General features: G+C 63.5%; 21 protein-coding genes. 5 read left to right on the top strand and 16 right to left on the bottom strand.

Annotated elements, in window-relative coordinates; all coding sequences use genetic code 11:
* Nucleotide 1 precedes the first annotated feature (1 nt).
* From QNM97_RS26435 to QNM97_RS26425, 3 genes are read left to right on the top strand one after another with little or no spacing between them, the layout of a single operon-like run.
* Nucleotides 2-1,666, top strand: coding sequence for a PEP-utilizing enzyme (locus QNM97_RS26435; RefSeq protein WP_283821022.1), 1,665 nt, complete (start codon nucleotides 2-4; stop codon nucleotides 1,664-1,666).
* Entirely contained in the window at nucleotides 1,663-2,358 is a 696-nt protein-coding gene (locus tag QNM97_RS26430) for a tyrosine-protein phosphatase (RefSeq protein ID WP_283821021.1), read from the top strand. Before QNM97_RS26435 ends, QNM97_RS26430 begins: the two co-directional genes overlap by 4 nt.
* Before the next feature lie 27 nt (nucleotides 2,359-2,385).
* On the top strand, nucleotides 2,386-3,489 hold the full coding sequence (locus QNM97_RS26425) for a TIGR03857 family LLM class F420-dependent oxidoreductase (protein WP_283821020.1): 1,104 nt from the start codon (nucleotides 2,386-2,388) through the stop codon (nucleotides 3,487-3,489).
* A 30-nt stretch (nucleotides 3,490-3,519) separates the two neighbouring features.
* Here the strand turns inward: QNM97_RS26425 and QNM97_RS26420 are convergent, their stop codons facing one another.
* A complete protein-coding gene (locus QNM97_RS26420) occupies nucleotides 3,520-4,059 on the bottom strand; it encodes a TetR/AcrR family transcriptional regulator (RefSeq protein WP_094602098.1) in 540 nt (179 codons plus the stop codon).
* A gap of 346 nt (nucleotides 4,060-4,405) precedes the next feature.
* Between QNM97_RS26420 and QNM97_RS26415 the strand changes: the two genes are divergently transcribed.
* Both QNM97_RS26415 and QNM97_RS26410 read left to right on the top strand, forming a co-directional pair.
* Nucleotides 4,406-5,359, top strand: a complete 954-nt coding sequence (locus QNM97_RS26415) for a hypothetical protein (protein WP_123932484.1) — start codon at nucleotides 4,406-4,408, stop codon at nucleotides 5,357-5,359.
* A 109-nt stretch (nucleotides 5,360-5,468) separates the two neighbouring features.
* Nucleotides 5,469-6,425, top strand: coding sequence for a PaaI family thioesterase (locus tag QNM97_RS26410; RefSeq protein WP_283821019.1), 957 nt, complete (start codon nucleotides 5,469-5,471; stop codon nucleotides 6,423-6,425).
* A gap of 56 nt (nucleotides 6,426-6,481) precedes the next feature.
* Here QNM97_RS26410 and QNM97_RS26405 read toward each other — a convergent pair whose 3' ends face one another.
* The 15 genes from QNM97_RS26405 to QNM97_RS26335 all read right to left on the bottom strand — a co-directional run bounded on the left by QNM97_RS26405 (nucleotide 6,482) and on the right by QNM97_RS26335 (nucleotide 21,552).
* Nucleotides 6,482-7,537: an ABC transporter ATP-binding protein gene (locus QNM97_RS26405; RefSeq protein WP_283821018.1), complete on the bottom strand. Its 1,056-nt coding sequence runs from the start codon at nucleotides 7,535-7,537 to the stop codon at nucleotides 6,482-6,484.
* A 27-nt stretch (nucleotides 7,538-7,564) separates the two neighbouring features.
* Nucleotides 7,565-8,293, bottom strand: coding sequence for a hypothetical protein (locus QNM97_RS26400; protein WP_283821017.1), 729 nt, complete (start codon nucleotides 8,291-8,293; stop codon nucleotides 7,565-7,567).
* Between the two features lie 57 nt (nucleotides 8,294-8,350).
* Nucleotides 8,351-9,361, bottom strand: coding sequence for an MlaD family protein (locus QNM97_RS26395; protein WP_283821016.1), 1,011 nt, complete (start codon nucleotides 9,359-9,361; stop codon nucleotides 8,351-8,353).
* On the bottom strand, nucleotides 9,358-10,365 hold the full coding sequence (locus QNM97_RS26390) for an MlaD family protein (protein WP_283821015.1): 1,008 nt from the start codon (nucleotides 10,363-10,365) through the stop codon (nucleotides 9,358-9,360). Before QNM97_RS26390 ends, QNM97_RS26395 begins: the two co-directional genes overlap by 4 nt.
* A complete protein-coding gene (locus tag QNM97_RS26385; protein WP_283821014.1) occupies nucleotides 10,362-11,453 on the bottom strand; it encodes an MlaD family protein in 1,092 nt (363 codons plus the stop codon). The genes QNM97_RS26390 and QNM97_RS26385 overlap by 4 nt, the downstream gene beginning before the upstream one ends.
* The gene (locus QNM97_RS26380) at nucleotides 11,453-12,448 is read right to left on the bottom strand and encodes an MlaD family protein (RefSeq protein WP_283821013.1); all 996 of its coding nucleotides are present in this window, start codon (nucleotides 12,446-12,448) and stop codon (nucleotides 11,453-11,455) included. The genes QNM97_RS26385 and QNM97_RS26380 overlap by 1 nt, the downstream gene beginning before the upstream one ends.
* Nucleotides 12,436-13,437: an MlaD family protein gene (locus QNM97_RS26375; RefSeq protein WP_165776312.1), complete on the bottom strand. Its 1,002-nt coding sequence runs from the start codon at nucleotides 13,435-13,437 to the stop codon at nucleotides 12,436-12,438. Before QNM97_RS26375 ends, QNM97_RS26380 begins: the two co-directional genes overlap by 13 nt.
* An 18-nt stretch (nucleotides 13,438-13,455) precedes the next feature.
* Nucleotides 13,456-14,505 (bottom strand): MlaD family protein, encoded by a 1,050-nt coding sequence (locus QNM97_RS26370; RefSeq protein WP_283821012.1) that lies wholly within the window; start codon nucleotides 14,503-14,505, stop codon nucleotides 13,456-13,458.
* A 6-nt stretch (nucleotides 14,506-14,511) separates the two neighbouring features.
* Entirely contained in the window at nucleotides 14,512-15,378 is an 867-nt protein-coding gene (locus QNM97_RS26365; RefSeq protein ID WP_496167919.1) for an ABC transporter permease, read from the bottom strand.
* 6 nt (nucleotides 15,379-15,384) lie between these two features.
* Nucleotides 15,385-16,275: an MlaE family ABC transporter permease gene (locus QNM97_RS26360; RefSeq protein ID WP_283821011.1), complete on the bottom strand. Its 891-nt coding sequence runs from the start codon at nucleotides 16,273-16,275 to the stop codon at nucleotides 15,385-15,387.
* A gap of 245 nt (nucleotides 16,276-16,520) precedes the next feature.
* Nucleotides 16,521-18,233, bottom strand: coding sequence for a phytoene desaturase family protein (locus QNM97_RS26355; protein WP_502874964.1), 1,713 nt, complete (start codon nucleotides 18,231-18,233; stop codon nucleotides 16,521-16,523).
* A gap of 3 nt (nucleotides 18,234-18,236) precedes the next feature.
* Nucleotides 18,237-19,100, bottom strand: coding sequence for an SDR family oxidoreductase (locus tag QNM97_RS26350; RefSeq protein WP_094601219.1), 864 nt, complete (start codon nucleotides 19,098-19,100; stop codon nucleotides 18,237-18,239).
* 3 nt (nucleotides 19,101-19,103) lie between these two features.
* On the bottom strand, nucleotides 19,104-19,298 hold the full coding sequence (locus QNM97_RS26345) for a ferredoxin (protein ID WP_283821010.1): 195 nt from the start codon (nucleotides 19,296-19,298) through the stop codon (nucleotides 19,104-19,106).
* 56 nt (nucleotides 19,299-19,354) lie between these two features.
* Nucleotides 19,355-20,752 (bottom strand): aldehyde dehydrogenase family protein, encoded by a 1,398-nt coding sequence (locus tag QNM97_RS26340; protein ID WP_283821009.1) that lies wholly within the window; start codon nucleotides 20,750-20,752, stop codon nucleotides 19,355-19,357.
* Between the two features lie 8 nt (nucleotides 20,753-20,760).
* Nucleotides 20,761-21,552 carry a coniferyl-alcohol dehydrogenase gene (locus tag QNM97_RS26335; RefSeq protein ID WP_283821008.1) on the bottom strand — a complete coding sequence of 264 codons (792 nt, stop codon included), beginning with the start codon at nucleotides 21,550-21,552 and terminating at the stop codon, nucleotides 20,761-20,763.
* Nucleotides 21,553-21,561: the final 9 nt, after the last annotated feature.

The following is a 21,561-nucleotide window of genomic DNA, read 5'->3' as shown; positions in this document are numbered from 1 at the left end:
GATGTCGCGATCACATGCCACCGACACCACCACTCCACCTACGAACGACCATGTTTCCGATGACTTCTCGGACAGTCCGGTACACGTACCGGGTCACTCACTGCGATGGACCACCGCCAACGTCGACGAGGGACTGCCGGGAATCGTCACCCCACTCACATGGTCGTTGTACTTTCCGCCGACCGAGCAGACCATGCGGGACTGCTGGGTCGACCTCGGGGTGATGCCGAGATCGAGTCGCCCCATCCCCGAGGATGTCGATCGCCGTTTCCTTTCGGTGGCCTTCGGTCATGCAATCGCCAACGTCGACAACATGGGACAGATGGCGGCGCGCGTGCCCGGCGGATCCGCGGCGATGATGGAGGAACAGCTATTCGGATCGGTGCAGGCCGGCGGCCTCCCCGAACCACGCGGATGGGCAAAGGTCCGCAGATATCCGATCGTGGCCGTCAAGTTCCCGATCGCTCTGCGGCGCGCCACCAAGGAATTCCGGTTCATGGCGGCCGAGACCGAGCAGTGGTGGCGTACAACGGTCAACAACCTGGCCGAGGCGAATCTCGAGGAGGCACTGGCCACGCTCGTCGAGGCGCGCGCCATGTTCGAGCGGGGACTGTCGGTCCACATGGTGCTCTCGATGGCCGCCCAGGGGCTCATGGGCCAAGTGGAGAACATGGCCGTTGCCGCCGGGCTCCCCTCGGGCGGCGAACTCATCAAGAGTGATGAGGGCACAGCGGAATTCGAGCTCGTCCGCGACCTGTGGCGGCTCTCCCGCGACGAGATCGACATCCCCACCTTCTGCGATGCGCACGGTTACCACGGGTCACGCGAGGGATTGGTGGACTCGGTGGCGTGGCGGGAAAACCCCACGGCCGTGACGACACTCGTGGAGCGCTACCGCAACCGACAGGGTTTCGAAGACGTCGATGCACTCGTTGCGCGACGCCGCACCGAGCACGCCGAGTCCGTCCGCCGCCTGCACGCAGGGCTGCGACCGGTACGACGCCGGGTCGCCGACGTGCTCTTGGCAGTCGCCTCGCATGTTCCGGCATGGCGTGAGACCGGGCGGGCCAACATTCTGCGCGGCGTCGACGTCGCACGCGCGTCGGCTCGTGTCGTCGGCGCCCGCCTCGCCGAGTCCGGCCGACTCCACCGGCCGGAGGACGTCTTCTTCCTGACCATCGACGAACTCACCGAGCGCAACTCGCAGGATCTCACCGCACTCGTCGATCACCGTCGCGCGCAACATCGGGCATACCAGAGCATCGAGCTACCGCACGTCTGGCGTGGTGTGCCGACACCCGTGACAGCGACACCTCCGCCGATCGACGGCGTCGCGCCGGAGGTGTCGATCAGTGGTCTCGGCGTGAGTGCGGGGATCGCCGAGGGCGTCGTCAAGGTCATCACCGACCTCGACGACGCCGATCTCGACGATGGAACCGTCATGGTCTGCAAGGCCACCGACCCCAGTTGGGCGTCGTTGTTCCCCTTGGCCGTGGCGGTGGTGACCGATGTGGGCAGCGCGATGAGCCATGCGGCCATCGTCTGCCGAGAACTCGGTCTGCCCTGCGTGGCCAATACCCGTAGCGGGACAACAGATCTGAGCGACGGAATGCTAGTCCGCGTGGATGGTTCCACCGGTGTCGTCGAAATCCTCTCGGCTCGATGACCTCCCGCGCCCCGGTGAATCTCCGAGACCTGGGCACCATGGTGGTGGTCGGCGGTGGCCGCACACGGGTGGGAGCACTGCTGCGCAGCGATGCACCCTACGACGGGGACGACCTCTCGATCCTCGACGCCGTACCGGTGAGGACAGTGATCGACCTACGCTCCGAGCACGAAGCCGCCCGGCAGCCGTATCGCTGGTCTCCGACGGTCACCGTTCACCGGCGCCCGCTCTATGACGCCGGGGACCTCGGTTCGCTCTCGCCGGCCATGACGCTCACCGAGCTGTATCGCGGCATGCTGGCGGCGTCGAGGCCACGAATCGCTGCGTTACCAAAGATTCTCGGCCACGGCGGCGCGACACTGATCCACTGCACCGCTGGGAAGGACCGCACCGGCATGGCCGTCGGCGCGCTCCTGCTCCTGGTGGGCGTCGACCCCACCGATGTCGCACGGGATTACCGGGCGACCGAGGACAACATGCCCGCCGTCCTCGAACGCGCACACGACGCAGGCGTCATTCCGTCGACCCTGATGCGACCGGAGTGGGCGCAGGCGCCCGACGTCGCCATCGATGTTCTGATCGACGAGGTGACCCGGTGGCCCGGAGGTGCCCGTGCGTGGTTCCTCGATCACGGTGCGTCACCCGCCGACCTGGACTCGACGATCGCGTGGTTGACCGCGCGCGAGAACTGACGAACCCCTTCCCCGAAAGGACTCCACGTGCACGCTTCGAATGCCCCCGCCGCCGATGACCTCAGTGCTTACCTGATCGCCGGGCGGGTCACCTCCAGCACACCCGACGACGCCACCTCTGAAACCGACTATCGGACTGTGGCACAGGGGATTTCCGACGGAAGCGAAGCTGAAGAACTCGGTTTCCGCAACGTCTTCCTCTCCGAACGATGGAACCTCAAGGAGGCCGCGGTGATCCTCGGGGCGGTCGGTGCCCGCACCGGCCGCGTAGGTCTCGCCACCGGGCTGGTCTCCCCGGCGCGCCGCCATGTATTGCACATGGCGGCCTTCGGCGCGACCATGCAGGCCGCCTTCGGCCCCCGGTTCATTCTCGGGTTGGGACGAGGGGATCACGCGTACCTGCGCCACGAGGGTCTACGTACCGCGGGTTTCGACGGTATCTGCGACTACGTCGACATCCTGCGCCGACTCTGGCGGGGCGAGAAGGTCACCTACGACGGCCCGGCAGGCACCTACCGCGACATCAAACTCGGCGATGTCTACGAGGGCGAGCACCCACTGGTCTGGTACGGCACATTCGGTATGCCCCGTGCCGCCGACGCCGTGGCGCGCTCGTTCGACGGCGTGATCCTGCCGCCGATGATGACCCCCGAGGCCACATCACGGTCGGTGGCCCGCCTGCGGTCGGCGTGCGAGCGGATCGACCGGGACCCGGCAACCCTGCGGATCGTGCAATGCGTGGTGACCGCGCCGGACCTCGACGAGCGTGAAACACGGGCACTGGCTCATGCACGCGCGGTCACCTACCTGCAGGCACCCGAGTACGGCGACGCGCTGGTCCGGGTCAACGAATGGGATCACGAGCCGGTCACGCACTTGCGGGCGGCACTTCGCGTGGCACAGGAGTCGTCCGGCGACGAGTTGGTCGACACCGCCTTTCACCGTCGACAACTCCTCGACGCCGCGGATCGCGTCCCCGACTCGTGGATGAGCGACTCATGCGCATTCGGCACATCTCGGGAGTGCGTCGAGCGTCTGCGCGCCTTCCGTGAGGCCGGGGCCGATGAGATAGCGACCTACGGCAGCACGCCGGCGCAGAACGCGAAGGTCATCGCCCAGTGGCTCGAGTGAGCATCAGATGAGCCGTCTCCTGGGGCAGGGTCACCGTCCGTACAGGGCACCGGTCCACATGGCCACCAGCGGGGCGACCGCCGCTGACTCGTCAGGCAATTCGGGTTCGACTCCCAGACCGGCAACATGCAGCACCCGCTCGGTGCCCCAGAACAGCGACGTGGCGAGCAGTCGACTGTCCACCTCGGAACTGACCATCCCCTCGGAACGCTCACGGTCGATCTCCAGGGCGCCGGCGGCGACAAATCGTTCCACGATCGCCAGCCAACGTTCGCGTAATTCTGCGTCCTCGTGCCAATGGCGACTCGTGGCCCGCAGGACGAGTCGGTGTCGTCGCCACGCATCGGCCACCGCAGCGATGCTCGTTTCCAGTGCCCGTTCCGCATCGGTTCCGTCGGAAGGGATCAGGAACGGCGACACCTTCTCGAAGATGTCGTCCATTGCCCGCGACAGCAGTCCGCTGAGGACACCGAACTTCGATTCGAAGTAGTAGTAGAACGACGCACGGCTCACTCCCGCCTCGGCGAGCACATCGGCGACGCTGAGATCGCCGAACTCCTTACGGGCCATCAGCTGCAGTATCGCGCCGTAGATCTCGTCGGCGACCGGCGCCCCTACCGGCGCAATCCCCTGGCGCCGCGCTTTGGAGCGGGTCGTGTTGGCCACGCCGTCGACGATACCGTCGTCGACGGCCACACGACCCGGAGCAACCTGCTCTGTATCGTTTATTTTATTTTCAAATACCCATACACATTGTCAGGCCATCCTGTTAGTGTGAGGCAGTACACACTCCGAAAGCCGCTTCCGGCGGTCAAGGAACCGTCCACGACCTGACCGAAAGGACCACATCGTGTCATCCGCACTGACCTTGGCCGATGGCTGGATTCTGGAATCCACCGAGGGTTGGCCGCCCAATATGCAGCCGGCACCCGGGCCGTTCGATGCCAGCCTCACGGCCGAGATCATCTTCTTCTTCGTCGCCGGCGCACTGGTCGTCGTCTTCGCGCTGCCGTGGGCCATCCGGGCCGCCGTCAAGAGCAAGAACTACATTCCGCTGATCGTGATGGGCAGCGGTCTCATCTGCAGCCTGCTCGAGCCGATGCTCGATCTGTTGGGTCACCTGCACTGGGCCCGGAACCTACTGCCGGCATTCACCAACTTCGGTATCACCGTGCCCGCGTTGATCCCGCTGTGTTACGTCGCATTCCTCGGACTCGAGGCCTATTTTTGCTACTTCGTCATCCGCAACGGCGCACGACGCAGTCACTTCATCATGTTGCTGGGTGTCGGCATCATCACCGACGCGCTCATGGAGACAATCGGCATCAATCTCGGGGTCTATCTCTACTACGGCACCCAGCCCTTTGAGTTCCTGAAGTTCCCGTACTGGTGGGGCTTCATCAATGGTGGTTCGTTCGTCACCATCGGCGCGATCCTCGCCTTCGCGGTGCCCCGCTTGCACGGCGCCTCCAAGCTCCTGCTGCTTCTGGTTGCACCGTTCGGCATGATGGTCGCCTACTTCGGCGTCGGCTGGGTGCACATCCTCGCCCACAACTCGGCGCTGCCGACCTGGGTTCGCTGGATTGCCGCGGCGGTCATGATGGTCATGATGGTCGGCTGGATGTGCATATTGCACCAACTCGTGGGACGCAAGGACGACGAATCCGCGCCGGCATGGAACCTGTGGCGGCTCTTCGCCTACTCACGCTTCGGCTTCAGCAAGGCCAGCCGACAGCGCCTGTGGGAACGCATGCTCGACGACGCCGGACCGCAGGCGCGTGCCACACTCGCCCGCGACCCGGAGGATCCGGCGCAGGCCGTGGTCGGACCCACCCCGCCGGCACGCACCAACACGCCAGAGATGGTCTGAATCAGCGGATCTCGACACTCACCAGGAGTCGGCCGGCAGCAACCGCTGCCCCGACTCCTATTGCACCCTCGGCGAACTCCGTCCCACCGAAGTGGATAGCATTCGATCGATGAGCAAATCACCTGTAAACGAATCACCCATGGACGAACCACCGACAACCGAACTACGCAGAGCGCTAACAATTTTCGATGCCGACAATGCGAGTGCATCGATGGGTATCACCCTTGATGCACTCGACGCCGACGGAGCCGAATTCATTCAGGTGACCCAACCCTGGTTCGCGGGCATGGACGGCCACATATCCAGAGCATCCCTGGGGCCGCTGCTCGATGCCGTACTCGGCGCGATGGCCTACATCCACACTCCCGAGCGAACATTCGTCGTATCCGCACTGCACGCTGCGTTCGTCGGCGACTACGGGGACGGCGATGCGCTGATTGCACGTCCGACGTCGATCCTCACCGATGCCGTGTCGGACACGGTGGTCGTCACCGCGCAGGTGTCTCGCTCCGCTGACGACAATCAGGTGGTGGCCACGGCGAGCTGTCGTGCAGTTCCGATCGAACGCCCGCGAACCGACGTCACCACCGAACACGGTGTTCTCGCCCCAAACGATGCGATCGGCAGTGCGCCAATCGATCCCGGCGTCTCCGGTCGCGAACAACTCGACGCGTGCATCGGTGGGACGTCACTACCTGCACCGCTGCCACGGACGCTGCGGATGACGGTGACCGGGATTCACGAGTCGAGGGTCACCGGGCGGTGGCTACCCGCGACGTGGATGACCAATCCGCTCGGCTCCGTGCAGGGCGGGATCGTGTTCGCGGTGGCCGCCGAAGCCGCGTCACTGGCGGCCACGCTCGTGCGCGCTCCGCACCAGCAGCTGAGCTTCGGCGATGTCGCGGTCGACCTGTTGGCCTCACCGCAGCCCGATCTCGATATCGCGTGGACCGCGATGCTGGTCCGATCCGGCCGGCGCCTGGTCTCGGTGGAGGTCACGATCGGCGATCCGGCGCACTCCTCGGTCTACGCCCGGGCGCGCTGCACATTCTTCCGCGTCGACTGAACCAGTCGGCCTCACACCGGGATACGCACCCCTCTCGACGTATCCCGGCCCGCCTGCTATCGGTCGATCAGAATAGGTGCCGTGTCCGCGACATCGGCGCCGTGGGCCTGTGCCTGGACGCGGATCTCGTCCTCCTGCGCCATCGATTCACGGATCGCGCGCTGGGCGTTCTCCGGCAACGACGGCAACAACTCCAACACCCGCTGACGATGCCGCCCGACCGCCTTGCGTTCGGGCATACCCGGATTCGGCTGGACCTGCGGGATGATCTCCGAGAAGTCGTCCTTGGTGCCGCCACCACCGATACCCGCGGCCTGCATCGCCTCTTCCTGCTTCTGGACCGCCTCGTCCTTCTCCTCCGACATACCGATCGGACCAAACCGATCACCGGAAAGGAACTGCTTGACCACCGGCTGCTCCGAGGTCAACAACTGCTCCCGCGGACCGAACATCACCAACTCCTTCCGGAACAACATCCCGATATTGTCCGGAATCGTCCGAGCGATGTTGATGTTGTGCGTCACGATCAGAATCGTCGCATCGATCTGCGCATTGATATCAATCAACAACTGCGAAATATAGGCGGTACGCACCGGATCCAAACCCGAGTCCGGCTCATCACACAAGATGATCTGCGGATCCAACACCAACGCCCGCGCCAACCCGGCACGCTTACGCATACCACCAGAGATCTCACCCGGCAGCTTGTCCTCCGCACCGGCCAGACCGACCAAGTCGATCTTCTCCATCACGATGTCGCGAACCTCGTTCTCCTTCTTCTTCGTGTGCTCACGAAGCGGGAACGCGATGTTGTCATACAAACTCATCGACCCGAACAACGCACCGTCCTGGAACAACACACCGAACAACTTGCGGATCTCATACAGTTCCTTGGCCGAACACTGGGTGATATCGGTGCCATCGATGATCACCGACCCCTGCTCCGGATGCAACAACCCGATCAACGTCTTCAAAAACACCGACTTACCAGTACCCGACGGACCCAACAACGCCGACACCTCACCCTCCGGCAAGGTCAACGACACATCACGCCAAATATTCTGCGAACCAAACGACTTGGTGAGGTTGGCGACGCTCACTTCGACACCCATTGGTGTGTCCTCTCACTGATCCCGCGGTTACTTGGGCGCGACCGCGCCGTCCAGACCACCGACGTCGGTGATCAGCCAATTCTTCGAGCTGTCCATCGTGACGGTGTAACTCGCCGTGGACTGTACGCCGTCGGGAGCCTGCGCATTCTTCGTCATCACGCTCACGAACGCCGTGACGACGTAGGTGTTGCCGTCATGGGATTTCAGCTGGGCCGCAATGGGCGACGCTGTCGAATTCCACTGCAGCGGAACGATCACCTGCTGCATCGCCGTCGAGGCGTTCGTCAGCTTCGAGGCCAGCTCGGGTGATGTACCCGCAGTGAGACGCTTGTTCCAGGCATCAAGGTCCTGATATCCCATTTGTGCAGCGCCAGTGGCGTAGTCGAGCGCGATCTTCTCGGCGTGTGCGGTGTCTGCCGCCGACGACTGCACGGCATCGAACTCGTTGCTCTTGTCGTGATACAGGTAGGCGAAGATGCCGGTCGCGATTGCCAGCGCCACGACGACCACCGCGACAGCCGACACAACGAGCGCCCGCCGACCCCGCAACACGCGCGTCCCTACCGGGGTCCGACCTTTCGTGCTCCGTTGCGCGGGCGATGTTGCTTCGTTGGTATCCGTCTCGGCAGTGTCGTCGTTGGACTCCTCCGGTGTCGCGGCGGAGGCGTCCTCGGTGGCGGAAGCGGTATCACGCGTATCGTCGGGCACTTCTCGGGTTTCGGGATGCGTATCGGTGTCGATGATCTTGGTGCTCATGTCGAGTCTCCTTGTCTCACAAATGTTATGCCGGTCCGGTCGTCGCGGGGATGGATGTCACCGACCACCGACCCGGACCACGAGGCCGTCTCCGGTTCCCGCAGTCGCCAGCGCCGTGCGCATGAGATTGCTCAGGTCGGCGGTCCGCAAGGTCGCCGACGCCGAACTCACTGCCGGGAAGGCCGCATCACCGAGCACTTTCAGGTCCGGACCGCTCCGGTCGAGGAATCGCTGCACGCTTTCCAGCAACGGCTTTGCTTGGTTGTTCAATGAGTCCGGCGAGTGCGTCGAGACGATGAAACCGTCTTTCCCGTCCGGACTTCCGCTGCCGGCCTTCTTGCCGCCCTCGGTGAGGAACAGCGCGAGACCATCGGCGAACCGTGCGACCGGATCACCCGAGGCCGCCATCGAATCGCTCACCTCCGACCCGCGTTGCAGGAGTGGCTGGAATCTGTTGAGCAGGTCGGTGAGTGAGCCGCGAGTGGTCAGGATCGTCGTCTCCAGCAGTGCACTGGCGTTCGCGATGTTGTTCAGTACCTGCTGATCTGCAACCAATCCGGTGTTGATCTCGCCGATGATGCCTCGCACCTTCTTGGCGTTCACCTGCTCGAGTAGACGGGTGAATCGTGCGGAGAGTTCATCGATGGTCGTCGGTACCTCGACCTTCGTCGCCGTGAGCGTCACACCATCGCCGAGAGTCGGGCCGCTGCTGACGTTGGGAGTGATACCGAGGTACGTCTCTCCCAGGGCCGACAGGTTATCCACCCGATAGGTGGAATTGACCGGAATCTCGTACTGGTCCTTGTAATTCCAGTCGACTGTGACACCCGACACCGAGGGCTGTACGGAGGTGATCTTTCCGATCGCGACCCCCCGGAACAGCACTCTCGATCCCACGACGAGACCGTTCGTCTCCGGAACGGTCATCGACGCGGTACGGACGCCGTAATTGTCGGTCACGCTCAGACCCACCGAACCCAGGTAGATGAGTGAGGCAGCCACCAGTGCGAGCAGCGCCACTATCGACGCCATGGTTCGGGCGCCGGCTGCAGTGAATCGTCGGATCATCGGATCGCTCCCATCATGCGCAGCAGCCGCGTCATGTCGCCGATCATCTCCTCGCCCTGCGGCGAGGTGGCCGAGACGATGTTCAGACTGGGTTTCTGCAGAAATGGGAAGAGATGGTCGGACAGGAACGAACGGATTGCCTGATCATTCTGGCCGACAGCGTCGATCCCATCGCGAACGGTGTGGATCGATCCGTCCACCGACGTCAGCAAGGGCATCAGCCAGAACCCGCCGGCGAACACGCTACCGATACTGGGAAGCACGATGCCGATCCCGGAGAAGAGCGCCGAGAGTTGGCTCCAATAGTGCATCCCCGGCGCCGAAAGCTCCTCGGTCAACAGCGGGAGGTGCGGGATCACGGCCTCGCTCGTGGTGTTGAGACCGTCCAGCATCGTGTCGATCCGCCCCGTGTCGGTGGCCAGGCTCCGGAAGTCTCGCGCAGCGATGTCGGCGACCCGCTGGGTTTGGGCGTGTTGAGGCAGTGCACTGTTGACCGAGCGGATGACGTCCTGCATGTTCTGGATGCTCCCGCCGTTCACGAAGTTCGAGAGCACGGCCAACGTGTCCTCGAGCGGCGGCGGTGATGTCGTGCGGGACAACGGGATCACGTCGCCGGCGGCGAGCGTTTGTCCGCTGTCTTGGGATTCGATCGCGAGATACGGATCGCCGAGGACCGTGTTCTGGCGGATCGACGCGGTGGCGTCGGCACTGACGTGCGAGTCGCTCTGCACCCGCGCCCCCACGTCGACGTGATCACCCTTGAGTGCAACGGTGGTCACCGATCCGACTCGCAAACCGTTCAGTGTGACGTCGGCTCCTTCTGGGAGGTTCAGTGCGTTGTCGAATTGGACGGTGATCGGCGTTCCCGATCCGGCCGACCGCACCGCCGACGCCATGTCACCCGGGTTCAACGAGCACCCGGCCACCACCATCATGAACACCACGAGCACCGCCGGTAACGTGATCCGACCAACAGTTCGCGCCGTGCGCGGATTCGCGATCATCGCGCCACCCCCATGAGGAGATCGAGTGCCCCGATGCGGGCGGTACGAGCCTGGCCGTCGTCGACCACGCAGCTGCCTTTCTGTTGAGCGTTGAGGTTGCGGCAGAGCAGGTTTGCGTCCGCGCTGCGGACTCGCACCCACGGCGCGGCCACCTGCACTCCGGCGCCCTGGTCACGTCGGGAGACGAGTGTCGCGGTTGAGGCGAGGACCGGCAGCGCGGTCAACGCCTTCTGGATGCTGCCGACACTGGTTGCCGCGATGTGGATCGGACCGGGCAGGAAGTCGAGAAGTGCGAAGAACTCTGGGCCGTACTTCGGGACGAAGTCATAGATGGCTTGCAGCACCGGCGTCATCCCGTAGATCATGTGGACCGCGCCGGGCCACAGCACTCGTGCACCGGTGTCGGTCGCCGCCGGCAACTTGTTGATGATGGAGGCGACGTCCGACCACCGCGCCAACGCATCACCGGTGAGTGGTGCGGTGGAGGTGATGATGGAGCCGATATCGGAGATCATCCGTTCCGGCGACTGCACGGCGGCCGCAGCCGTCGTCATCAACGATGCGACGTCGGGTCCGGTGCCGGCGACCGCAGTGGACATCTGATCGATCGATCCCTCGACGGCTCGAGTGTTCCCGTTCGGTGCGATCTGGTCGATCAGGTCGGCCGCCGAACCGGTGATCTGCGAGATACTCTTCGGCGTATAGGCGTTCGAGATCGAAATGCATTGTCCCGGCGACAGAGCGGGTCCGTTGCCGTCCCCGATCAGTTCGAGGGATCGATCGGCGAGGATCGACTTCGACCGGGTGACCGCCTTGGCGTCCGCGGGGACCGAATGGGACCCGTCGAGGGAGAATTCCACGCGCACCCCACTGTCCGACGGTGTGATCGAGGTGATCTTGCCGATGGGATAACCCATCGTCGTCACGAGATTCCCGGCATAGAGTCCGATTGTGTCGGGGAGGATCGCACAATACCCCGACTGAGCTGTGGAGCTCTTGGCGTCACCGCGGCCGATCGTCACGCCACCGACGACCACCAGAGCGACACATACCAGAACGATCAATGACCACAACACTTTTCGCTTCATCAGCATGCCCTTCCCGGAACCGGTAGACACATCGATGTGGCGTCGAGGACGAACCCGGCATTCTGGTCGGCCGCATTTGCAGGCCCGATCAGCCGCATCAACTGATCACGCAGCGGTACCAATTGATTGATGAACCCGGAGGTGGTGTCGTTGAGGCGCCTCAGCGTGTCACGGGCGGCCACGACCGCCGGATACACCTGATCGGTGTGATTGAGGTAGAACTGCGCCAGCACGCCGACACGTTCGAGTACGCCACCAAGCCCTTTGTACGCCTGGGAGAACCCGGCTCGATAGGTGTAGTACTGCGACAGAGCGATATTCACCTTCCGGACGAGCTCGAAGACGAAGTCGCGACTGTTGTCGAAGGTCGTCAGGTATTCGTTCGCCATGTCCAGGATGGACCTTACCTGGACCTTCTGATCGTCCATGACGGTCGACAAGGTCTGAAGTCCGTCGATCGCGTTGCGAATCGACGGGTTGGCCTGACTCAGCCCGTCCGCCACCTGTTGCAGGGACTGATCGATCGGCTTTCCGTTCACGTTGTCGGTGATGCGTGGCAGTTCCTGGAGGGTGTCGGCGATGGTGTACGGCACCGAGACCCGATCGGCCGCGATGGTGCTGGAGTCGTCGGTCACCTTTCCGCCGGGGATCAGACTGACGAAGTAGCCTCCGACTGCGGTCAGCAACTGCACCTTGACCCGTGTGGCGTCTCCGATGTGCACCTTGCTGTCGACGTCGAGGGTGACCTGGACGTTCTTGTCGCCGAGTGAGACTCGTTCGACCTTGCCCACCGACACTCCCGCAACACGGACGTCTTCGCCGCCGGCGACCGACGACGCATCGCGGGTCGTGAAGCTGATCTCTTGTCGTCCGGGAGGCGACAGGTAGTAGTACGCCACACCGGCCACGACCGCTGCGATCACCAGCACCGCGATCAAGCCTGCCAGCAGGTCGTTCTCGGCCAGTCGTTCGCGGAATCTCCTCAGCTGCGACATACGATCACCCCACTTCCGTTGATCAGGACCTTGCCGAGGGCAGGCAGCGGCAACTCGCCGTGCGAACAGGTGTTGGTCGGGCTCGAGGCGGGCACCTGAAGGCCCTCGAAGACCGTGGGCAGCATCTGTAGGGACTTCCACAAGCTGTCCACCGTCGGAAAGGCCTTGGACAGTTCACCGTCGATGTTGGTGGTCGGCTCTATTCCCAGCCCGGACAAGATCGAGTTCACCGTGCCGGTGAACGCCGGTCCGTACAGACTGGCCTTCCGGAACTCGTCGAGGACCGTCAAGGTGGAATCCACCGGCCGCTCGATGTCGTGGAGGAATTCGATGATCTGGGGTGATTTTCCCCCGAGCGTCTCCGAGATCCGCGACATATTGGTCACGAGCGTGGAGATGATCTTGCTGCGATCCGCCGTGTAGCGGCTCAAGGTGTTGATGCTCTCGAGCATCGGACCCAACCCACTGCCATCACCCTGCATCAACGTGACCGCGTTGTTGGAGAATTCGTTGATCTCCTGGGGACTCAAGGTCTGCAATACCGGCTGCAACCCGTTGAACAACTCGGTGATGTCGAATGAGGGAATGGTGTTGTCCACCCCCAGGTCTCGCACCTGCGCGCCGGAGTCGTCGGCGCCGGAAACGTCGAGATAACGCACGCCGGAAAGGTTGGCGTACTTGACCGCGGCCTTGGACTTGTCGGTCAGGTGATGGTCAGCGGCCAGGGTGAAGCTCACCGTGGCCACCGCGACGTTGTCGCTGTTCTGTGACAAGTCGATCGCCGTCACCTTGCCCACCTTGACACCCCGGATGCGTACATCGGCGTTGGGGCGCAAGCCGGAGGCGTCGGTGAACTCGGCGGTGTACGCACTCGTCGGTGTGTCGACGGGACTCTTGATCCCGTTGATGATCACGACGAACAGGACCAGTGCCACCGCTGCCGCCGCAACCAATTTCCAGAGCGGCTTGATGATTCGGGAGGCGCTCATCAGTCGATGTCTCATCGCTCAACGCCCTCCTGTCGGCAGGCCGGCGATCGGGCCGGCCATGGCGGGCAGGCTCTGCAACGCGAGCTTGATCTTGAGCACCTGCTGCCCGTCTGCGCCCTGGGTGAAGGCACCGTCGAGCCGGGAGACCAGGTCGCTGACCGTGACCGGAGTGACCACGCCCTCGCCCACTGCCGGGAGCACACTCGCCGCCGAGGTGATCGTGTCGACCAGCGGGGTGAGGTTGCCCTGGTTGGACTTCAACAGCCGACCGACCATCGAGAAGAAGTTGTCGGAGATGGCCTTGAGGGTGATGGTGAAGTTGTTCTGTACCTCGTCGCCTGCCGGACGCAGCGCACTGTTGTAGAAGCTGTCGATCGCTGACAAGGCACCGTCGGCGAAAGGTGGTAGCGCAGTGACGATGTCGTTGTAGCGGTCGAGGAGATATGCCGGGGTCTGTTGCTGGGTACGGGCGACCACGTCGGCGAACACGACCCCCGTGTGGATCAGCGGTTGGAACGCAGCGGTGTAGACCAATACCCTCTTGATCGCATTCATGGTGTCGGGCATCAGGGTTCCGTTGGCGACGTCGGATCCCTGCTCGATCATCGTCGACATCGTGTAGTCGCCGATATCGCGTCGGGTGACATGGTCGCCGTCGGTCAGTTCACCGGAGGCCGGGTCACCGGGATTCACCACACTGATACCCGTGATGCCGAAGTAATTCTTCGGCCGGAAGTCAACGACGAAGTCCTGGCCCATACCCTGTGCGAGCGAGCGCTCGAGATCCACTGTGATCGACGATGTTCCGTCGCTGTTCACGTGCAACCCGGTGACCTTGCCGATCGGGGCGCCCCGGAGCACGACCTCGGTGCCGTCCTCGACGCCCGGGCCCACCGCAGGAACATCGATCGTGACACTCATGAGGCTGTGGTCACGCGGGGTCAGGGCAGGCACGATGTATCCGAAAATCACCCCGACAATCACCACGGCGATGACCACGAACAGACCCGTCTTGCGAAGCACGTGCTTCCGATGTTGCTCGGAGCCGATGAGAAATCCTGAGACCATCGATCATCACCCCTTGAACACCAGGTCGGGATGAAGACCCCACAGCACGATCGTCATCAACAGATTCATCACGATGATCAACACCAGGCTGGCTCGGATCGCACGCCCGGACGCACGCCCGACCCCTTCCGGTCCACCGGAGGCGAAGAATCCGTAGTAGCAGTGGATGATCGTCACCACCGCACAGAACGTCACGGCCTTGACCAGTGAGTAGAACACCTCGACCGGATCGAGGAACTGGCTGAAGTAGTGGTCGTAGGTTCCAGCCGGCGCGCCCTGGACCACCTTGACGAACGTTCCCGCGGTGAGGAATCCGATGGCAAGGCTGAGCAGGTATCCCGGGATCACGCAGAGCATGCCGCCGATCAGACGGGTGCCGACGACGAAGGGGATCGACCGGATGCCGAGTGTCTCGGTGGCGTCGATCTCCTCGGCAATACGCATCGACCCGATCTCGGCGGTCATGCGGCACCCCACCTGGGCGGCAAAACCGATACCGGTCATGATCGGGCCCATCTCGCGGATGTTGAGGAAGGCGCCGATCACGCCGGTCAATGGTCCGAAGCCGATGAGGTTCAGGGTGTTGTAGGCCTCGATGGCAACGGCGATCCCGATGGCCACACCCAGGACGACGAGCAGGGAGATGACCCCGCCGTCGACGATGATCGATCCGCGTCCCCAGGCCATGCTGTTCATGGTGCGGACGGTTTGCTTGCGATAGTGCTTGAGGGTGAACGGGATCGAGATGATCGTCTGTACGGTGAACAGAGTCCACCGACCGATTCCCTCACCGACGTTGAAGACGCTCGTGCTCAGCAGGCGTCCACCGCGGGCGAGCAGGCGCTGAGTCGAATACGAACTCGGAGCGGTCACCTCGCCTCACCCGACCTGACTCGGAAAGAACATGGACTGGATCTGGGTGGTCATCAGGTTGGTGATGAACACCGCGACGAACCCCAGGACCACCGAGGCGTTCACACCGTCGGCGACGCCGCGCGGCCCGCCTTTCGCCTCGAGCCCGCGGAGACTGGCAATGATGACGACCTCCATCCCGAAGAGCATCGTCTTGATGATCGCGAAGAAGAAGTCGGTCTGTGTCGCGAAGGCGCCGAACGATTGCCAGAAGCTGCCCGGGATCACCCCGTTGATCGTGATCGCCAGGGAGAAGCCCGCTGCCACAGCCGAGGCGACGATGATGACGCAGAGAATCGGGGAGATGATGAGAATTGCTAGGAAGCGCGGAAGAACAAGCCGCTGAACCGGATCGACGCCCATCACCCGCATCGCGTCGATCTCTTCCCGAATCGAACGCGCGCCGAGGTCGGCGGCGATTGCCGAGGCAGCAGCTCCGCCCATCAGGAGTCCGGCGGCGATGGGAGCACCCTGCGAGATCACGCCGATTCCGCTGGCCGCACCGGCCAGGGACTTGGCGCCCACCTGGTTCACCACCGCGCCGACCTGGATCGAGATCTCGGTCCCGAACGGCAGCGCGATGAGTACTGCGGGCAGGGCGGTCACGGTGAGGAGGAACCACGCCTGTTCGAGTGTTTCCACCATCGGGATGCGTGCACGGAACACGCCGGTGATCGCGTACCACACCACTTCGACCGCCAGCCGAGCCGCGCGGCCGATGGTCGCCAACGACTTGGCCGGTACGGTCTTGACATAGCGGACAATGCTTCTGCCGGCGCGTGCCACCACGTCACCGGCACCCGTCAGCACCGGTGGCGGGGCCACCGCTTCTGACGCGCCCATGCTGAGGCCTTGCATCCTCACCTCTTCCCCTGAGCCGGCCATTCGTGGACGTCTGGCCGGTTAATTGACTTTCAATTAAATTTCGTGGATATCGATCCCCTGTGTGTCCCGGGTCACATGGGACCTTAGCATAAGTCCACATATGGTCAACCCGGTTCAACAACATCTCTTTCGCGACCATCACTCGGACCCGTTGGCGGACAAACCAAGACGGCGGCGCCCACCTGGGGACACCACCGTCTCGGCACTTGCGTGTCTACCTACTGGCTTGCGACAGAAGCCTTTTCATAACGCGCAGCGAGTGTGTTCTCGCGGAGCGCGGCCGACCGCACGCGGTCACCGAGGCTTCCGTTGTCTTCGTTACGGAAGTCCTTGAGCATCGTGTGCGCGGCATTCTGGCCGGGCATACCGGAGATTCCCGCCACCGGGTGTGTGCCTGCGCCCGTGAGGTAGAGCCCCGGAATCGGCGTGCGATACCCCGCGAACTTGTCTGCCGGCTTGAGCGGCCCGAATCGCGAGATCACCGGATCGACGTGGTACACACTGCCGTCGATCGCCCAGAACCTCTCCTCGATATCGGGGAGCGCGAGATCTCGGCGCGCCACCTCCAGCGATTCGATTCCCTGATAGTAGTGGGACGCATCGTTGATGACGCGTTCGGTGATCTGCTTCTTCGCCTCATCCCAGCCGATCCGCGGGTCCGTAGGGGTCAGTCCGGTCCAGAACCAGAAGATGTCACAGCCATCCGGGGCGAAGCCCTTGTCGAAAGCCGTTGTCGCGTGACCGAGCCCGGGAATGTGGTCCGGTACGTCGCCCCGCACGCACGCCTTGGCCGCATCGAGGCTCTCCTGATAGGTGTTGAATGAGTTGCATCCGAGTCGGAGATCGATCCCGTCACCGCGCCACTTCTCGTGCTTCTCCATCGAGATCTTGCCGCTCAGAGCGACATTGAGCTTGTAGTCGGCGATACCGCGCCTGCGGGTCGGGATCTTCTCGGCCTTGTTCTTGAGCACCCGGGGCAGGACACCGTCGGGCAGCAACCGGGTCAGCGTCGTCTTCGGGCTGCACGCGGTGAGGACGGCACGTCGTGCCAGGAGTTCTTCACCACCCCGGAGTCGCACCCCGGTCACCTTTCCGTTGTGCACGAGTAGCTGCTCGACCGGCGCGCTGGTGCGGATACGGCCTCCGTGGGACTTCACGCTCTTGGCCAGTGCCGCCGGGAATGCGCCGGTTCCGCCGTGGAACATCGAGACCCCGTATTTGCTGAGAACCCCGAGGTAGATCAGTGACCATCCCGAGAGATCGGCGTCGAACGGCATGAACGGCAGGGCGATGGTCAACGGCGCCCGGATGGCGTCGCTTTCGAAGCTGTCCTCTATGGCCTCGACCTGCGAGGACGCCATCCATCGGCCGATCGCGGCGAGTTCCTTGCGGTTCTTCGCCATGCCCTTGGCCGCCTGTAACACCTTCTTGATGTCGGGCGTCACCGGGCTGGTCTGCATCAACGGCAGCCCGATCTCAACGGCCGCGTCGATCACGCGATAGAGGTCGATGAGCGCCTCGGCGTCCGACGGAGAAAAGTACCGCAACTCATCGGCGGTACGGCGGGGATCACGCCACAACGCCAATGATGTTCCGTCGTAATTGAGTTGGACATGCGCGGGATCGATGACGGTCTGCCGTAGGCCGAATTTCGACGAGAGACCGAGGTCCTTGTCGATGGTCGTCGTACGGAATAGCGACGCCTGCATCGATGCCTCGTTGATGGTGTATCCCGGAGCCTCCGGCTCGAAGGGGTTGGTCGAGGTCATGCCACCGATCGTCGGTGAGGCCTCCACCACGAGCACGTCGAGTCCTGCTTGAGCCAGGTATGCCGCGGACACCATGCCGTTGTGCCCGGCGCCGACGACGATGACGTCGGCCGTGTTCTTCACTGCTGTTGTCACTGATCTTCCTTTTCGATTGGCGGGCATACCTCACCCGAGTGGATTGGTTCCCGGGACGGCTTCGTTCATGTCGGTGATCTCGTCCCACCTCGCGGCGACCTCGTCGACGGTCGGGGGTTCGGCGAAGGTGACTCCCTTGTTCGCAAAGAGTTCCACTCGTTGGACCAGACCTCCCCCGACGACGAACACCTCTCCGGAGTCGGTGCACGCATCTCCGAGCAGGTGCACCACCACCGGCGCCACGTGCGCAGGCGGGAGCTTGTCCAGCACCTCGGCAGGTGCGACGTCGGCCGTCATGCGGGTCGCGGCCAGCGGTGCAACGGCATTCGCGGTGATGCCAGACTTGGCACCCTCGATCGAGAGGGTGTTGACGAGACCGAACAGCCCGGCTTTGGCTGCTCCGTAATTGGCCTGCCCGAAATTCCCGTACAGCCCGCTCGTCGACGTCGCGACCACGATCCGGCCGTGCTTCTGACTCCGGAAGTGCGGCCACGCCGCACTGATCACGTGAAAGCCGCCGTACAGGTGCACCTTGAGTACCGCATCCCAGTTCTCCTCCGTCATCTTCGCGAAGCTGCTGTCGCGAAGAATGCCGGCGTTGTGGACGACGCCGTCGATGCTGCCGAAGGAATCGAGAGCGGTACCGATCAAGGCGAGGCCACCCTCATGGGTCGCGATGTTGTCGTAGTTGGCAACCGCCGTCCCGCCGCGGGAGCGGATCTCCTCGACCACGGTATCCGCCATCGACGAGCCGGAGCCGGATCCGTCCCGCGCGCCACCGAGGTCGTTGACCACCACGCGAGCACCCTGCGCTGCCGCGGTCAGCGCATATTCCCGGCCCAGGCCGCCGCCGGCCCCGGTGATTGCGACGACGCGCCCATCAAGACTCAGCATCTCTCAGTCCTTGTCAATCCGGAGGGCTTCGGTGGGGCAGCCGGCCACGGCTTCCTCGACTTCCTGTAGCTCGACATCGGAGATCTCCTCCTTGAGTATCAACAGCGTTCCGTCATCACCGATTTCGAAGAATTCGGGTGCCAACGACTCACAGATTCCTAGGCCGGTGCATTTGGTTCTGTCGAGATGTACTTTCATTGATTCCTCCTTGGACGCAGGCTGAGTGGACGGCGTCTGAGCGGCCGGCGCTGGGATCAGAACAGCTTGCGCATGAGCTTGAGGTCACGCGCCGAGTAGGGCGGATAGACCAGGCGCGGATCGGGTTTGGCCGACTTCGAGAGCACCGCCTTGCGGTGGCTCAGTCGCTCGAATCCCCAACTACCGTGATAGTCACCGATTCCCGAGTCACCGACCCCACCGAACGGCAATGCCGGCACCAGACAGTGCATGGCGATGTGATTGATGACCGCACCGCCGGAGGAGATCGACTCCGTCAGGTGTGACGCAGTCCGCTTCGACGACGTGAACGCGTACATCGCCAGCGGTTTGGGCCTGGCGTTCACGAATTCGACTGCGGCATCGATGGAGTCGACGGTCAGAACGGGCAGGATCGGTCCGAAGATCTCGTCGGTCATCAGTGGTTCTTGCGGATCGGGATCGACGACCACCGTGGGTTGGAGTCGGCGTCGGGATTCGTCAGCGGCACCGCCGAGGACCCGACCGCTGGTCTGCGAGAGATAGCCGGTCAGACGCGCATGCTGTCGCTCGTTGACGATCGGCAGAGTGTCATCCGATGCGTCCGAGCGGAATTCGGCAATCGTTGCGGTGATTCTCGCGATCAGTTGCTCGGCGATCGACCGATGCGCAAGAACGTAGTCCGGTGCGATACAGGTCTGCCCGGAGTTGAGCAGTTTCACCCATGCGATGCGTCGTGCCGCGACGTCCAGATCGGCGTCCTCGGCCACGATCACCGGACTCTTCCCCCCGAGTTCGAGGGTTACCGGTGTCAATGTGGGCGCCGCCGCGGCCATGATCTTCTTGCCGATCTCGGTACCACCGGTGAAGACGGCGTGGTCGAAGCCGAGTGAGAGCAGCTCCTGGGTGACCGCGGCGTCACCCTCGATGACACTCACCGCGGACGGGTCGAGGTACAGGGGAACCAGCGAAGCCAGCAAAGCCGATGTCGCCGGCGCCAGCTCCGACGGCTTGAGCACCGCGCAGTTGCCTGCCGCGACTGCCGCGATCAAGGGACCTAGGGTGAGATACACCGGGTAGTTCCACGGGCCGATCACCAGAACGACGCCTAGTGGTTCGTACTGCACCCATCCGCGCCCCGGCAACTGGTTGAGCGGCAAGCGCACTCGCCGCTTCCTCATCCACTTCTTGAGGTGCTTGCGTGCGTAGGACGCCTCTCCGGCCGTGGAGGCGATGTCGCCGAGCCATGCCTCCTCGGCGCTGCGTCCGAGGTCGGCGGCCAGCGCTGCGGCGATGTCGGACTCACGTTCGGCGAGCAACCGCTCGATGCTTTCGAGCTGCCGGATACGCCAAGCATAGGGACGTGTGGTGCCGGACGCGAACGTCGAACGCAAGGCGTCGACCTGTTCGGCAACCGGGGATGCGGTGGACTGTCGGGCGGTGAGAGGAGTGGCCATGTCGCGTCTCAGATCTCGGGCGCCGGAACCACGCCGGAGAGCACGGCACCTGTCACACCGCCGTCGACGGCGATCGCCTGCCCGTTGATCCATCGGGCATCGTCTGACGCCAGGAACACCAGTACGTCGGCGATGTCACCCGGTTCTGCGTGTCGTCCCAACAGGTTTCGCAAGCCGTCGAGGGTGTCCTTGCCCATCGACTCCTCGAAGTCGACGAGGATCGGTGTCTCCACGGGGCCGGGAAGCACGGCATTGATGCGGAATCCCATCTCCGCGAAGGCCAATCCCATCGACATGGTGTAGACGGTCGTGACCTCCTTCGAGAAGTTGTAGGTGTTGCCCTGCTGGGGGTGTTCCTTGAACCAGGCGACGCCGTCCTCGAAGGTGTCGGTGGCCAGCAGATCTCGGATCTGCTCGAGACGATCGGCCCAGCCGAAGCCGGCGGTGGAGCTCACGATGGTCACCGATCCACCGGGGTTGAGGCGTTCGAAGAAGGCCTCACTCAGGTGGCGAACAGCGAGCGAGTTCACGGCCAGAACCAGATCCGACGGGGCGGTTCCCGGGATACCGGCGATGTTCAACAGACCGTCGAAGGAGCCGTCCAGCTTTTCCAGAGCGGCATCGATGCTGTTGGGATTGGCGAGATCCACCTCGGTGTGGCTGGTGACCGCGACCGTCGGAGTGTTGCGATCGAGACTGTGCACTTCGGCGCCGGCACCCAGAAGTCGCTCGGCGGTGGCGGCACCGATTCCGGATGCCGCTCCGGTGACCACGATTCGTTTGTTGGAGAGATCGGTCATGAGAGGAAC

The organism is Gordonia sp. L191, assembly GCF_030077625.1.
GTDB lineage: Bacteria > Actinomycetota > Actinomycetes > Mycobacteriales > Mycobacteriaceae > Gordonia > Gordonia polyisoprenivorans_A.
This window is presented reverse-complemented; position numbering and strand designations above follow the sequence as displayed.